Source organism: Silvibacterium bohemicum (genome assembly GCF_001006305.1).
Taxonomy (GTDB): Bacteria; Acidobacteriota; Terriglobia; order Terriglobales; family Acidobacteriaceae; genus Silvibacterium; species Silvibacterium bohemicum.
This window is the reverse complement of record NZ_LBHJ01000003.1, coordinates 75201-89355: the sequence shown is the minus strand read 5'-3', so window position 1 is coordinate 89355 and position 14155 is coordinate 75201. Positions and strand designations below refer to the sequence as shown.

Below are 14155 nucleotides of genomic sequence, written 5' to 3'. Positions count from 1 at the left end.
TCGACACTGAACTTTATCTCGAGTGACCCGCGCCTTCGGGGCTTAACCATGCGATGGCGGGCATGATTCGGCCAGGTCACGGTTGCTTACTGAACTCCAGCCTTGCGGTTTGTTTCGTGAGAATTAAAGAGCCGAGACCAACGCTGCCCTCGGCTCTTTAGACGATTCCAAACCCAATCAGCTACGCCGCCGTGCGACCTCTTCGTAAAGCGCGGCGTATTCCTTCGCCGGCCCTGCCCAGGAGTAGTTCTGCTTCATGCCGTTGCGCATGAGTGCGGTCCAGGCTGCTTTGTCCGTGCGGAAGAGTGCGATGGCGCGGTGGATCGCAGAGTAAAACTGCTCCGCATCGTAGTTCGGGAACTTGAAGCCGGTTCCCTCTTTTGTTTCCGGATTCCATTCCTGGACCGTGTCGTCGAGTCCGCCCGTGGCATGCACCACCGGCACCGTCCCGTACTTCAGGCTGTAGATCTGGTTCAGCCCGCAAGGCTCGTAGCGCGAAGGCATGAGGAAGATGTCGGAGCCTGCCTCGACCTTGTGTGCGAGAGCGTCATCGTAGGCGATGCGCACCGAAATCTTGCCCGCGAACTGATCGTTGAGGCTGCGGAAGAGCCCCTCGTAGTAAGGCTCGCCGGTTCCCAGCGCCACCAGATAGACATCTTCGTTCAGCAGACGGTTGGCAATCTGCGCGATCAGGTCGAAGCCCTTCTGCGATGCGAAGCGCGACACGATGCCCAGCACCGGCGTCTCCGGCGAAATATGCGAGGCGCCGAAGGCATACAGCAGATCCTTGCGGCACTCGGCCTTGCCCGCCAGGTTTTCCGGCGTGTAGTGCGCGGCAATATTGTGGTCGGTCGCCGGATCCCATTCCTCGTAATCGACGCCGTTCAGAATTCCGTGCAGATCGGCGGCACGTTTGGTCAGCACGCTCTCCATGCCATTGCCATAGGCCGGAGTCTTGATCTCCTCGGCATATTTCTTGCTGACCGTGGTGATGGCGTCGGAGTAGACAATGCCGCCCTTCAGATAGTTGAAGGAGTCATAGTGCTCGACCTTGTCCATGGTGAAGACGTCCCACGGAAGCAGCAGCCGCTCCGTGGTCTGCGGCGGAAACCATCCCTGGTACCCGGCGTTGTGGATGGTCAGCACGGTTCCGGCGTTGCGCAGAACCGGATCGAAGTAATAGACCGTGCGCAGGTAGACGGACAACATCGACGCTTGCCAGTCATGTACATGAAAGATATCCGGTACGCCCAGCTGCTTGGTCGCCTCGAGCGTGGCGCGGCAGAAGAGCGCAAAACGCTCCCAGTTGTCGAGGTAGTCGCCCGTGGGCGTGGCGTAGAGCGACTCGCGGTCGAAGAGTTCGGGGCAATCGACGAAATAGAACTGCACACCCGCGTGTTTGCCGCCATCTAGAATCGTTGCGAAGCGATTGTAGTACGCGAAAGGAATGGTCAGGCTACGAATCACCGGCTTCTTCGCGGGCGCGCGCTCACGGACCTGCCGATAATAGGGCAGATACACGGTGGCCTGATGGCCGAGACGGGCAATCTCCCGAGGCACCGCTCCGACAACGTCGGCCAGGCCTCCTGTCTTCACGTAAGGAACGCATTCCGACGCAGCAAAAACTATGTGCATTTCGCGCTAACTCCAGTATTCGTCTTTATGATGCAAGGATGGCAGTTAAGTCGCATTCGTCCAACCAAAGTCTATACGCATTTCACACTTCTCGCGGCAAGTACGGTACGAGGCAACCCCGCTGAAGCACAAGCCCAAACTCGGACAGAATTTTCTGGTCGATCCCGCTGCCTGCATGGCCATTGCGCAAGCCCTGGGCGACCTGTCGCAACACACCGTGGTCGAGATCGGACCGGGCGCTGGAGCCATCACCGAAATTCTGGCGCCTCGCGCCCGGCGCCTCATCGCCATCGAGCTGGATCGCGATCTCGCCCCACGCCTGCGTGAGCAATTCTCGGCGCAGCCATCGGTCGAGATTCTCCAGGCCGATGTGCTGACCGTCGATTTCGACTCGCTCCGTGAAAGCACAAATGACCCGCTGATGGTCATCGGCAACCTGCCCTACTACATCACGTCGGATATTCTGCTGCGGCTCTTTCGCTTTCACGCAGCAATCGCACGCGCCGTCCTCATGGTGCAGCGCGAGGTCGCCGACCGCATCGCCGCAGTGCCGGGAACCCGCGATTATGGGCTGCTCTCCGCGACCGCACAGCTCTACGCGCGCGTCGAACGCGTGCTGACGCTGCCTCCCACGGCCTTCATGCCGCCGCCCGAGGTGCACTCTACGGTTCTTCGGCTGGAGATGCATCCGCGCTTCGAAGAGCTGGGCGTCGAGGCCGAACCCTTCTTCGCATTTCTCAAGCAGTCCTTCGCGCAGAAAAGAAAGACGCTGGCCAAGAATCTGCGCGCGGCGGGATTTGAAGCCGGCAGAATCACGCAGGCCATCGCATCGGCAGGAGTTTCTCCCATGGCGCGCGCCGAGGAGCTGGGACTGGAGTCCATGGCGCAAATCTGGCAGCAGCTTCGCAGATAAATGCCGGGCGTAAGCGGCAGTCCAAACAAGCAACATCAGAACAGCCGGTCATTACTCACGGCAAGTCACACTTTCCCGTAATTCCGACGACCAAAGGGAGGAAGAATCTCAGGAATATCTGCGCACAAGTGACGCTGAGATTCTTCACTACGTTCAGAATGACGGTCGTTGGAAGACCGGTATCTCAGATCTCGCTGACGACCAAAGGGAGGAAGAATCCGGCGACGTTCTCCTACCAACGTCGCCAGGGTTCTTCGCTTTGCTCAGAATGACGAACTCGCCGTCCTCCGCAGAGGAGAGACCACCTCAGTGCGGATGCCCACCACCACTGCCGCCGCTCGGCGTCGATGCGTGATACGCGGGCGCTGCGGGAGCTGAATAGTGCGGGCTCTCGCTGGGCCGTGACGCGCCGCTCCAGGCCGGTCTGCTGGTATAGGCGGGCGGCGAGTAGCTGCGACTCCCCGGCTGGTAGGCGTTGCGGACGGTATTGCCGAAGCCCGCACCCACGCTGCTTCCGAAGATCTCCGGATTGCTGCGCGCGGCCGAGGCGGTAAAGCTCTCGCCCACCGGGCCGCCGTCCTTGACATGAACGATCGCCTGCTCCGGATGAATCGTCTGCCCTTCGTAGTCGAAGGCGCGCGCCGCCGGTCTCGGCTGTCCCACCGCGCGGAACTGCTGCCCGTCGAGCGAATTTCTATTCACAGCAACCAGAGCCTGCGGATGCTGGATCGGTCCATGCGGTGGTAGTCCATGTACCGGACCAATCGGACGGATGGGAAGCCGGTATCCCGGTGGTATCCGCCAGACCGTCGCGTAGGGATACCATCCCGCGCCGACGCTGCCCCAGCCGCAATTTCCGGGAAACCACATCCATCCAAAGCTGTCGAAGTAGTTCCACGCGCCGCAGTGATAAGGCCACCAGCCCCAGGAGTTGCCCGAGATCCACGAGTAGCCGACGCCGGAGTAGTAGCCCCAGGAGCCGGAGGCGAAGGGGTCCCACCCTGCGCCTACGCCGGACGGCGCCCAGGCCTCGCCATACCCCGGCACGTTGTACCAGTCGCCGTAATAATCGAGATCGTTCCACGCCGGATCGTCAGGATTGCCCGAGCTTGCCCGGCCTGCTGTGGCGTTTTCTTCGAGCTGCGCCAGCGCCTGGTCGCGATCGGAGTTCCACTGATCCCAGCTATCCGCATTTACGCTCTGCGCCACGTCATACTGTCCGGGATTCTGTGCGTCGAAGCGAAGCGATTGGTTGGTGTGGATGTCGAGCGCCAGATTCTGGCCATCGCTCACGTGGATAGTCCCGTGAGTCACCGCAAGCTCCGGATTCTGATCGAGGTTTACGCGGAAGATGCTGCTGTCAGTGGGCGTGATGATGTCCGATCCAAAGCGGACAGAATATTGCCCGGCGCGACCGTTGAGCTCGTAATAGCTGAGGCCGCCGTTCGCATCGATGGCGGTAACCGTGCTGCCGTCGGCGGTGCGATGAAGCTGGCTCAGCGTGATCGAGCTGTTGGGGGTGACGCGCGCCACCGAGCCGTCTTCAAACTGAACTTCGACGCGGCCGTCGCCGCCGGTCACCAGGCGCATGCCTTCCATGACCGGCATATTCGTCTGTGCCTGGTCGAAGGCCTGTTCGCTGCCGTTCAAAACCTGTACTTTGCCCTCGACATCGCTGAGCCGCACGGCGCGGACATTGTTGGTCGCGGCAGCCGGCTGTTGAGCGTCGGGAGGAGGCGGTGGCGCGGTGTCCTGCGCGATAGCCCGGCCCGCAAAAAATACTGCGCCCGCCAGAACCAGTCCCGCGATCACAACGGAGAGAGAAACGCCGCTTTGCTTCCGGCTATCGAAAAAATTGCACTGTGGGTGCCCCATGGACACCTCCTTTAGCCCTGCCGGCTTTCGCTGATCGAAAACCGCTGAATCAAGCCCTACACGTTAACAACGTGTAAAGGCAAGGGAAAGTTTCGCCGGGGCGTTACCTTCCGTTTATTGGACGCAGCCAGGCCCTGAGCGATTCGTAAGCACAATTTTGCGTTTTGATGAGCCTGTTTTACCGGCCGTCCGCGCCGCCGCCGAGCAGCAGCTTCGCCCGCCTGCGAGCCCGCAGCAGGACTTCCTCGTCGTCTGCAATCGATTGGAGCTGAGGCGCGATGTTCTCGATCTCCAGAGCACGGCCGTTCTTGGCCGCATCCTGCAGCGTCTCCAGCTCGGCATCCAGCGCCAGGCGGCTGTGCTCGTGCTGCAGCACCATTCGCTGCCCCTCTTCGAGGGTGAAGGCGATGGCCTCCATCTGCTCGGCAAGCCGATTGAGCTGATCGTCTTTGGAGTAGTTGTAAGTGCAGGAGCCGCGACCGTCTGTCCCGGAATAGGTCAGCGTCTTCTTGCCGGTGAAGGCAACATGGAGCTTCGTCGCCTCGCACTCCATGGCAAAGAAACGATGGGAGCGGGCCGCGGCAAACAGCTGCGAGCGCAACGGCTCGCTCAGCTTGATCTCGCGATTCAGCGCTTGCGGAGTAATGTAGTCGGCAGGACCAGCATCGACGCCTGTTCCGGGAGTTGGATTACCCGGCGTCGACTTGTAATGCCCCGTGCCGTCTTCGTGGATTTCAAGCGAGTAGGAGGCCGGTTGAAGCTGCGCGTTCTCAAATTGGAAGGAAATCGTTGCAGAAGCCGGAGCATTCGCCGGTGTCTGCAGGAAAGCCAGCGCGAGCATTGCCAAGGTATTGAGCATCATCTATCGATTGACCGCCTGCAGTGCGGAAGTCTGGGCGTGGTGAATGTGGCAGATGGCGATGGCCAGCGCGTCGGCAGCATCGGCAGGCTGGGGAGGGGAGGCAAGATTCAGCAGGCGAGCCACCATGAACTGGACCTGCTCCTTTTGCGCCAACCCATAGCCGGTGACCGTGGATTTGATCTTTAGCGGCGCATATTCGGCAACGGGAAGTCCGGCGTTCGCAGCCGCTAACAGCGCCACTCCGCGCACCTGGCCCAGCTTGAGCGCCGACTTGGCGTTGACCGAGTAAAAGACCTCTTCAATGGCGACGATATCGGGACGATGCAGCTCGATGAGCGCGGTGAGCTGCGCATAGACCATAGCCAGACGCTGGGCGGTCGAGTCTTTCTTGACCAACCGGATACCACCCGCCCCCAGCCAGCAAAGCTCCGGATTGCGCGAAGTCTCATCCGACTCGACAACGCCGAAGCCGGTGCACTCCGTGCCGCAATCGATACCGAAGACACGCATGGATGGAGTTTAGCTGAAAGGCGGGTCGCTAAAAAGCCGGTAGCTAAGAAGCGGTCGGCTAAAGTCCGGTTAGCTTAAAGGCGGATTGCTGAAAACCGGATGGCGGAGAAGGCTGGTCGCTGAAAAGCGGTTGGCTGAAGCCCCGTTAGCTATGGAACGGTTCGCGAAAAGACTTATAGAGAAATCAACGCAGCTAAGAAAATAGCTCAAAGGAATTGGCGAGCGCCAATTGTGGCCCGCAAACCAGTATTACCGCCAACCGCTTCTTAGCCAACCGAACTTGAGCCACCCGCTTTCAAGCAACCCGCTTCACAGCCGCTACTTGGATATCCCCTCAAGCGGCGAGCTAGCCGTCGCATACAGCTTGCGTGGCATGCGTCCGGCAATGAACGCCTGGCGTCCGGCGAGAACCGCATGCTGCATGGCCTCCGCCATCAGGATGGGATTCGAGGCCCCGGCGATAGCAGTGTTCATAAGCACGCCGTCCGCGCCCATCTCCATAGCCAGCGCTGCATCGGACGCCGTACCCACGCCGGCATCCACGATCAGCGGAACTTCCGTGATTCTTTCGCGCAAGATGCGCAAAGTAGCGGTGTTCTGGATGCCAAGTCCGCTACCGATCGGCGCGGCCAGAGGCATCACCGCCGCTGCACCCACATCGATCAGCCGCCGTGCAAAAACAACATCGTCCGAAGTGTAGGGCAACACTGTGAATCCCTCTTTCACCAGAACGCGCGTGGCTTCAAGCGTCCCTTGCACATCGGGGTAGAGGGTAGCCTGGTCGCCGATCACCTCAATCTTCACCCAATCCGAGATGCCGACTTCCCTGCCTAGCCGCGCGGCGCGGATCGCCTCTTCGGCCGTGTAACAGCCGGCGGTGTTCGGAAGCAGGAAGTAGCGCTGGGGATCGATAAAGTCCAGCAGGGATTCCTTCGAGCGGTCGAGGTTGACGCGGCGCACCGCTACAGTGACCATCTCCGCGCCCGAGGCTTCGATGGCGGCCTGAGTTTCTTTGCCATCCTTGTACTTGCCGGTGCCGACGATGAGACGCGATTGAAAGGCTTTGCCTGCAATGACGAGGGGTTCCATAGCTCTATTGTAAGGCGGTTCGCTACCAGATGGTGTTCACAACGCCACTGCGCCGGATACGCTCATCAGCCGTGACCAGCGGAATGCCTTCCGTAAGAGCGGTAGCGGCGATGATGCGATCCATCGGGTCTCCAGGGAAGGGCGGCATGAACCCTGCGGCCGCAATTGCGATTCTGTGGTCGATCTCCCTGATGCGGAAGAACTCCCTCACTCGCTGAAGAAAAGCCGGGAGGGTGACGTCGAGTTCTATCCGATTTCGAGTCGATGCCACCGCGATCTCGTAGAGAGAAACGGTCGAAACAAGAATCTCCGCCTTCAGCTCGCGTGTTTGTGCGATAGTTTCCGCCGCCCGAGTAGAAACTCGATCAGGATGGAGCGCAAGCCAAAGAACGACGTGCGTATCGATCAAAATCACTTCGATTCATCTCGAAAGCCCGGAGGAAATACATCTTCATCCCACTCTTCTTCCTTGAAGATGGGGGAAACGATATCTCCTGTAATCCTCCCCTTGCCAAGCATAAAACCGAAGATGTCGTCGGGCTTTTCCTGATTTTCCGTCAGCGGCACCAGCCGAGCCATAGGTTTCCCATGCTTGGTGATCACAACTTCTTCACCCCGCTCGTGAACCTCATCGATCACGGCCAAACACTGCGCCTTGAACTTCCCTGCCGGCATGGTTTTCACGGAATCAGCTCCAATATGACTATGGTCATAATACCATGGTCATAATTCAGGATCTTCTTTAAAGCCGCCAGCCTGTCTCTTGGTCTTGGCAATCCGAACTGCCTCTGCAACCGCCTTGTCCGCCCGCTTCTGGCGGCTCTCCGGAGAGAGGTAATAGAAGATTCCCCACAGATGCCCGCGCCGCTGGACCTCGGTCATCTGCTTCCATCCCTGCGCAGCCAGGGGATTGCGAACGAAAGGCGCCTGCAGAATTGGCGGCGGTTCCTTCTCGCCCTCCAACATGGCCAGAAATATCTCCGCCAGCCGCTCGGCCTGCCGGGTGCGCGCTTCGGCGCTTTTCAGCTGCGTAATCATGCCGGACGAATACTTATGGAAGCTGTACGACTGCTTGTCGTAATACTTGCGCAGCGCCGCAGAAGCGGCCATCGCCCTCTTCAGCTCTGGAGGCATGGCCACGGCCCGCGCCTCCACATCCGGCTCCAGCCGAAATTCCGCCACGCTACCCAGCGTCACTCCCACTGCCTTCTGCATTTTCTTATTCACCAGCAGAGTGAAATCGCCCTTCCCGTTTGAGAAAAGAGAGGTTCGAAAAGAAAAGCCGTTGATTTCGCCTCTGACTCGTGGCCGTTTCCCCTCTCCCAGGCCGTCTATGACGGAGCGCGGCACCGAAACTACGGTCCAGTTCAGAGGCGTGCCGTCGGGTTTCAGCGTGGCCTTGAAGGTTTTGGCGGATTTGGCCATAAAAACAGCTCTTAGCCTCTAGCTCCTAGCTTTTAGCTGGTTTTCTGAGCGCAAGCCAGAGATTTCTCCGCGCCCATCGAAGCGCAAAGTCAAAGAGCAAATGGCTGGAAGCTAAAAGCTGTTCTCAAATGTGAAAGGCCCGCTGCCACATAGGGCAAAGCGGGCCTTGATCACCGGTGAGCTGTGGAGTTTGACCTGAGGCACCCTCGCTTTCCGGATGGGCCTCGACGACTATGCTGCGGACGTCAGGACTACGAGAGTGTTTCATCTACACCGGAAATTGACCGGGCCGCATGCGAGACCCGCCGTTAAAGCGGGGCTCGGGAAGCCTCCCGAAGCCTCAATCCCAGCGATGAAACACGCTCTAGAGCTAAGGGCGCGCTCTAAGCCTCAGTCACCTCACGTTGATGGGTGCAACTACTACCTTCAAAACTTGTCATAGGCTGGATCATCCTCCTTTCCCGTGTACCCGCAGATTAAGACAGAGGCGGAAGCTCGTCAAGGGGAGGCGATCCGCATTACGTATTATCCATCTCCACAAGGCTCGGCATTATCAAAGCAGCGTAACCTTCCCCGAAGCCAGATCGTAGTATCCAGCAACGATCTTGAGCTTGCCATCTTTCAGCATCTCCGACAGCACTGGCGATGCCTTGCTCAGCAGGTCGGCCTGAATCCTGGCGTTGATCCGGATGGCTGCGTCGAGATCGTGGTGAGACTGGTCGACTGCCGGTTGTATGTGTGGAAACAGCGAGCTGATCTGGCCCGGCACCAGGTTGCCGTACATCGCCGCCTTCACCGCGCCGCAGTTGGCGTGGCCGAGCACCAGGATGACCTTGGTTCCCAGCACCGCTGCCCCGTACTCCAGGCTGCCGATAATCTCCGAAGTCGCAACGTTGCCGGCCACGCGGGTCACGAAGATCTGTCCGATGCTCTTGTCGAAAACCAACTCCACCGGAACGCGCGAGTCGGCGCAGGCGAGCACGGCGGCAAACGGCTCCTGCTTGTCGACGGTATGCTCCCTCAGCTCCTTCAGGTCCGTGTAGGTGAGGCGGCCATCGACATACCGCGCATTGCCGTCCATCAGCTCCTTCAAAGCCTCATCGGGAGTAAGGCTGCTCTGCGCCAGCAGAACAGGAGACAACAGCTCTTCCGCCGCGCCAGCCGCCAGCAGCATCGCCGCACCGGAGGCAAGGCTCGAGGTCAGAAATCTCCGGCGCGAGACGCCGCCGTTCCCCACATTTTCCCTGCTGCCGCTTGGATCGATCACGGATGAGCTCCTTGGAGAGATGAAAGATGACTCGAAGAGAGGAGGAGTCGGAAAATCGAACCATCATACCCCCGATTCTTCGCGTCGCAAGGCGAAAGATTGCGCCCACAAAAAGAAAAGGCAGGCCCGAAGGCCTGCCTTTTCATAAATCGTCGCGCGCACGTTACTTCTTGGCGGGAACGCTCTCCGTCTGCGTGCCTTCGAGCACCGAGCGCTGATGGCCGACGTGCTTCTGCATCAGGATGGTGAGCCCGATCGAGGTGATCATAAAGACCACCGCCGCCCAGGTGGTGGTGCGGGAGAGCAGGTTGGCCGCCGAGCGCGGGCCAAAGGCGGTCTGCGATCCCTGTCCGCCGAAAGCACCAGCCAGATCGGCGCTCTTGCCCTGCTGCAGCAGGATGACACCAATCAGGAAGAGACAAACCAGAACGTGAATCACGATAAAGAGATAGAACAGAAAAGTCATTGCGTCGCGTTTCTGAGCGGGGTCAAAAAAACGCCGCTCACGTGAATTGTCGGACATTCATTGGTGCGGAAGAGGGGACTTGAACCCCTATGCCTCTCGGCGCCACCCCCTCAAGATGGTGTGTCTGCCATTTCACCACTTCCGCACTCGGTGAACTGTTGTCCTCTGAAGAGTATAGCAAAAGTGGAGGGTCAAACCACCCCTCAGAAATACCGGACCAGCGTGGAAAACGCTTCCAGTTCGAGCAGCTTCTGTTCATTCGAGGGCTGGCCGATGGCATCGTGCTCCAGCACCCATGTACTGGGGTGGTGAATGTAGATGGCGTGCAGCCCGGCAGCCAGCGCTGGATTAATGTCCGAGCGCGGGCTGTTGCCAATCATCCACGTCGTATGCGGAGCCAGCTCGTGCCGGACGCATACGTCACAATAGGCTTCGCAGTTTTTCTCCTTGGGAATCTCGACAGCCGCGAAATAGCTGGCCAGTCCCGAGCGCGCCAGCTTGTCCGCCTGCTCCGCCTGATTGCCCTTGGTCATCAAAATCAGCCGGTGGCGCGAAGCCAGCTCGGCCAGCGTCTCCGCCACTCCTGGCAACAGCTCGATATCCTGATCGGCAACCGATTCGGCGAAGCTCACGATGCGCTCATGCTTCTCAGGTGAAACTTTTTCCCCCGACAAACGCTCAAAGCAGATGACGAGTGAATTGCGAAAGCTGGAGAGCCCATAGCCATGCAGGCGGGTGTTTTCGCGCTCCACCTCATTGAGCTTCTCGCGAACCTCCTCGCGCGTGTATTCACGATGGTTTACATAGGAGATGAACGCTGCGATCGCCCGCTCGAAATAGATGTTGTTTTCCCAAAGCGTGTCGTCCGCATCGATCAACAGCGTCTGTCCCGGGGCGTAAGTCTGAACTTCGATCGACATAGTGCTCTGAGCCTATCAAAGGCGCTAGCCTTCGAAACGGACCGGAGGATTCTACCGCCGTCACCGCAACGCACGATAGAAATATGGGGACATTAGCTTTCGTTGAGGTATCAAACACTGGCTTTGGCGCAATACTCGTTAAAAGCGCGAGCCAGTTCTCCGGCAATCGCCTGAGCTGGATTCGACTCAATCACGAAGCGCTGCATGAGATAGACCAGCTTGCCGTCGCGCAAAATCGCAATCGCGGGCGAAGTCGGCGGATTGCCGTCGAAATAGGAGCGGGCGCGCTCCGTAGCTTCGCGGTCCTGACCGGCAAAGACGGCGATCGATTGATCGGGAACCACGCCGTTCTGCAGGGCCAGGCGAACGCCAGGACGCATCTTGCCGGCAGCGCATCCACAAATGGAGTTCACCACCAGCATGGTGGTGCCGGGTTGAGCCAGCGCCGCATCGACTTCCGCCGCGGTGCGGGCTTCCTTGATGCCTACGCGGGTCAATTCTTCGCGCATGGGAATGACCATTATTTCTGGATACATTCGGTGGGTTTCCTCCAGCCAGTAAAATACGACTGCTTCGATTGTACGGCATTTGCGATACATCTCGCCCTACGGCAGCGCAAACACCTGATTGCCCGCGTGCAGAGAGTAAACCTGCCCCCGCCATACGAAATCGCCATCGAGCCCGGACGGCAGTGTGACCGTCGCGATCCACTTTGTCCCGCGCAGCTCATAGTGAACGTGAATCTCCTCCGCGCCATGCGGCATGCTGGCATCGAGATGCTTGAGGTTGCCGAGGTGCGGCGCGATGCGGACGTGTTTGAATCCCACAGCATCCGGCGCAATGCCCGCCACCAGCGTCAGCAGGTCGTAGTTGGGGCTCGCGCTCCACGCATGGCAATCGGAGCGTGTGGGCTCGGGCGTCTCCGCCCAGGTGCTCAATCCCATACCTAGCATCTGACGCCACGGACCAAGCTGATCGAGATACAGATCGGCCACTCCAGCATGGTCCAACGCGCGGCTGAGATAGAAGCGAAAGTAAAAGCTCATCTGGGACAGGGGCGGAATCGACTCATCCCCTACTGTCGTCGCATGGGTCTCCGAAGACGCCAGCACCTTGCGTAGGATCGCGGCCTGTTCTTCCTTTGGAGCCACGTCCGTCAGCACGGCAAGCACATTCGCCTCCGTGCTGTAGGCCTTCTTGGCAGGTGTGTCCGCGTACAGATGAGAATGCTCATCCCAGTTTGATCGATTCAGTGCAGCCGATGCTGCCTGGATCATCTGCCGATAATGCGCCGCCCGCTCCGCGCTGCCGAACCTTGTCTCCAACTCCGCAGCATCGTGGAGCGCGTCGACGAATTGCAGCGTCAGAAACGTCGATCCGCCGTCGGCATCCTGCGGAGGCGCACCGCCCGCATATCCCGTCGTCCAATCGCCGAACTCCCACCACGGCATCTTGCCCAGCAGCCCATCGGGACGCAGCCGCGCGGCAAACCAATCGATCGCGGTGCGAGTATGCGGCAGCGTCTCGCGCACCAGCGGCTCATCGTCCACATACATCCAGTAGTCGTGAACCATCCCCACCCACAGCAGCGAAAACGGAGGAATGAACTGCGGCAGGCTCGATGGAAACCGGCTCTGCGTAATGCCCTCGATGCTGCGCGAGGCATCGATGTTGGTGATCGCCTGCCGCCCCAGCCGGCTATCCCCGCTCATCACATACGAAATAAGTGCCTGGATGCGCGTGTCGCCGACATACTGCATTTGCTCCCAGTAAGGCGCGTCCATGTAGGTCTCATGGGCGCAGAGCCGCGCCGTGCGCCAGCCGGTGCTCCACAGGCCATCGAGATCGGGAATATCGCCGCCGATCTTTGCCCGCTCTTCAAAGGGATAGGCGCTGAACCACGCCTTCAGATTCTCAAGATGCAGCGGCTCGTCCTTGGTCGCCACATCGATCTGCAGATAGCGCCAGGTGCGCCACCAGAGCGGCTGAAAGGTCCTCTGCTGGCCGCCATCGGCGATGAATTCGTCGGTGATGCCCTCGATGTGCCGTCCGGCAATCTCATTGCGATTGCCTTTGTTGCCCTGCGCGTCGTAAAGAGCCTCCGCATACGTTACGCGGATCGTCGCATTGCGCCCGCCGCTCAAAGTCAACGCGGGATAAGCCGTCTGCAGAACGCGGTTATCGAGCAGCAGCGTGACGTGAGAGTTCGCCGCAACCTCCAGCGGCTGCAGAGGAAACGGCGGCAAGCCGGCGATGCCCGAGGCGCGCACCGGCTGGCCCGCTTCCACTAACCGATGTTCCATCGGCGGCAATTGATCCTGTGTCAGCTCCCAGGCATTGTCCGCATCCGAGGCGTCGCGAGCCGCGGCATGCGCGATTATCTTTGCCTGCTCCCAACCTTCCGATGCGGCAGCCTGATCCCAGCTCCAATCCATCGCGCGCCCGTCGATACGCTCCGATGGACCGGCCGCATAGTAGTCGCGCAAGCCTTCATGGCCGGTAGCCTCGCGGCCGCGCTCCAGCCGCGCCTGCCAGCTGTCGTTGGTGTCCGCAATATCTTCGGCGGCGGAATTCCCTTGCAGCATAAAGCCGCTGCGGCTACTCATCTGCGCAACCGGAGCGTGATAGCCGAAGTTCCACACCACCGCGGCCAGAACATTCTTGCCGGAATGCAGCAGCGGAGCGAGATCGATGGTCTCGAAGCGCCAGTGGAAGAGATCGCCCCGTGCCGGACCCTCGCCGGCATAGGCTCCGTTCACATGCAGCAGAAAGCGATTGTCCGCGCTCACATGAACCCAGAAATGCTCGGGCACCGCCGCCAGCGTCAGCTCCTTGCGGAAATAAAAAACACCGGGATCGCGTTCCGCCGCACCGGGACAGGCGATCCACGCCGCCGGCCAATGAGTCGCCTCAAGCCGCGCATCGAGCGGACGGGACGTTTGCGCGCCTGCCGCGCAGACAGAGAGAGAAATCAGCGATGCCAATAAAAATCCCGGGAGAATCAGACGTGCTCGAAAAGAATGCATGACCCGCTAATGCTAATACGGCAGGCGAGTCCGGGAATCAGGAGGCAGAATTGAGCCAACCGCATTTCAGCAACCCGCCTTACCAGCCGACCGGATTTTAGCGACCCGCTTCTTAGCGAAAGAGCCTCGTGTAATCTGGGTTATCTCGAATTCCATCCCGACTGCAT

General features: G+C 59.7%; 14 protein-coding genes and 1 tRNA gene. 1 reads left to right on the top strand and 14 read right to left on the bottom strand.

Features of this window, described 5'->3' with window-relative positions; genetic code table 11:
• Positions 1-177 precede the first annotated feature (177 nt).
• Entirely contained in the window at positions 178-1635 is a 1458-nt protein-coding gene (glgA, locus tag XX99_RS06005; RefSeq protein WP_050058494.1) for a glycogen synthase GlgA, read from the bottom strand.
• Positions 1636-1708: 73 nt separating this feature from the next.
• Here glgA and rsmA point away from each other — a divergent pair, with 73 nt between their 5' ends.
• On the top strand, positions 1709-2548 hold the full coding sequence (rsmA, locus tag XX99_RS06000; RefSeq protein ID WP_331386717.1) for a 16S rRNA (adenine(1518)-N(6)/adenine(1519)-N(6))-dimethyltransferase RsmA: 840 nt from the start codon (positions 1709-1711) through the stop codon (positions 2546-2548).
• 306 nt (positions 2549-2854) lie between these two features.
• Here rsmA and XX99_RS05995 read toward each other — a convergent pair whose 3' ends face one another.
• The 13 genes from XX99_RS05995 to XX99_RS05935 all read right to left on the bottom strand — a co-directional run bounded on the left by XX99_RS05995 (position 2855) and on the right by XX99_RS05935 (position 13946).
• Entirely contained in the window at positions 2855-4423 is a 1569-nt protein-coding gene (locus XX99_RS05995; protein WP_050058492.1) for a DUF6600 domain-containing protein, read from the bottom strand.
• A gap of 178 nt (positions 4424-4601) precedes the next feature.
• Positions 4602-5285, bottom strand: a complete 684-nt coding sequence (locus XX99_RS05990) for a hypothetical protein (RefSeq protein ID WP_050058491.1) — start codon at positions 5283-5285, stop codon at positions 4602-4604.
• Positions 5286-5795: a crossover junction endodeoxyribonuclease RuvC gene (gene ruvC, locus XX99_RS05985; protein ID WP_050058490.1), complete on the bottom strand. Its 510-nt coding sequence runs from the start codon at positions 5793-5795 to the stop codon at positions 5286-5288.
• A 318-nt stretch (positions 5796-6113) separates the two neighbouring features.
• A complete protein-coding gene (locus XX99_RS05980; protein ID WP_050058489.1) occupies positions 6114-6884 on the bottom strand; it encodes a thiazole synthase in 771 nt (256 codons plus the stop codon).
• 22 nt (positions 6885-6906) lie between these two features.
• The gene (locus XX99_RS05975) at positions 6907-7299 is read right to left on the bottom strand and encodes a type II toxin-antitoxin system VapC family toxin (RefSeq protein ID WP_050058488.1); all 393 of its coding nucleotides are present in this window, start codon (positions 7297-7299) and stop codon (positions 6907-6909) included.
• Positions 7296-7559 (bottom strand): type II toxin-antitoxin system Phd/YefM family antitoxin, encoded by a 264-nt coding sequence (locus tag XX99_RS05970; RefSeq protein WP_050058487.1) that lies wholly within the window; start codon positions 7557-7559, stop codon positions 7296-7298. Before XX99_RS05970 ends, XX99_RS05975 begins: the two co-directional genes overlap by 4 nt.
• Positions 7560-7607: 48 nt before the next feature.
• Positions 7608-8309 (bottom strand): YdeI/OmpD-associated family protein, encoded by a 702-nt coding sequence (locus XX99_RS05965; protein ID WP_050058486.1) that lies wholly within the window; start codon positions 8307-8309, stop codon positions 7608-7610.
• Between the two features lie 553 nt (positions 8310-8862).
• Positions 8863-9576, bottom strand: coding sequence for a carbonic anhydrase (locus tag XX99_RS05960; RefSeq protein ID WP_231581166.1), 714 nt, complete (start codon positions 9574-9576; stop codon positions 8863-8865).
• A 163-nt stretch (positions 9577-9739) separates the two neighbouring features.
• Complete coding sequence (gene secG / locus XX99_RS05955; RefSeq protein WP_050058484.1) at positions 9740-10042, bottom strand: preprotein translocase subunit SecG; 303 nt, start codon at positions 10040-10042, stop codon at positions 9740-9742.
• A 61-nt stretch (positions 10043-10103) separates the two neighbouring features.
• Positions 10104-10187 (bottom strand) — tRNA-Leu (locus XX99_RS05950).
• A 58-nt stretch (positions 10188-10245) separates the two neighbouring features.
• Positions 10246-10962, bottom strand: a complete 717-nt coding sequence (locus XX99_RS05945; RefSeq protein ID WP_050058483.1) for an HAD family hydrolase — start codon at positions 10960-10962, stop codon at positions 10246-10248.
• 110 nt (positions 10963-11072) lie between these two features.
• A complete protein-coding gene (locus XX99_RS05940) occupies positions 11073-11498 on the bottom strand; it encodes a BrxA/BrxB family bacilliredoxin (RefSeq protein WP_050058482.1) in 426 nt (141 codons plus the stop codon).
• Between the two features lie 69 nt (positions 11499-11567).
• Positions 11568-13946 (bottom strand): alpha-L-rhamnosidase-related protein, encoded by a 2379-nt coding sequence (locus XX99_RS05935; protein ID WP_050058481.1) that lies wholly within the window; start codon positions 13944-13946, stop codon positions 11568-11570.
• Positions 13947-14155 lie beyond the last annotated feature (209 nt).

Bases quoted from the DNA above. Each gene is read 5' to 3' on its own strand.
- XX99_RS05990 (WP_050058491.1), bottom strand. From the start codon at position 5,285: ATGATGCTCAATACCTTGGCAATGCTCGCGCTGGCTTTCCTGCAGACA.
- glgA (WP_050058494.1), bottom strand. From the start codon at position 1,635: ATGCACATAGTTTTTGCTGCGTCGGAATGCGTTCCTTACGTGAAGACA.
- XX99_RS05940 (WP_050058482.1), bottom strand. From the start codon at position 11,498: ATGTATCCAGAAATAATGGTCATTCCCATGCGCGAAGAATTGACCCGC.
- XX99_RS05970 (WP_050058487.1), bottom strand. From the start codon at position 7,559: ATGCCGGCAGGGAAGTTCAAGGCGCAGTGTTTGGCCGTGATCGATGAG.
- secG (WP_050058484.1), bottom strand. From the start codon at position 10,042: ATGACTTTTCTGTTCTATCTCTTTATCGTGATTCACGTTCTGGTTTGT.
- XX99_RS05965 (WP_050058486.1), bottom strand. From the start codon at position 8,309: ATGGCCAAATCCGCCAAAACCTTCAAGGCCACGCTGAAACCCGACGGC.
- XX99_RS05945 (WP_050058483.1), bottom strand. From the start codon at position 10,962: ATGTCGATCGAAGTTCAGACTTACGCCCCGGGACAGACGCTGTTGATC.
- XX99_RS05995 (WP_050058492.1), bottom strand. From the start codon at position 4,423: ATGGGGCACCCACAGTGCAATTTTTTCGATAGCCGGAAGCAAAGCGGC.
- ruvC (WP_050058490.1), bottom strand. From the start codon at position 5,795: ATGCGTGTCTTCGGTATCGATTGCGGCACGGAGTGCACCGGCTTCGGC.
- XX99_RS05980 (WP_050058489.1), bottom strand. From the start codon at position 6,884: ATGGAACCCCTCGTCATTGCAGGCAAAGCCTTTCAATCGCGTCTCATC.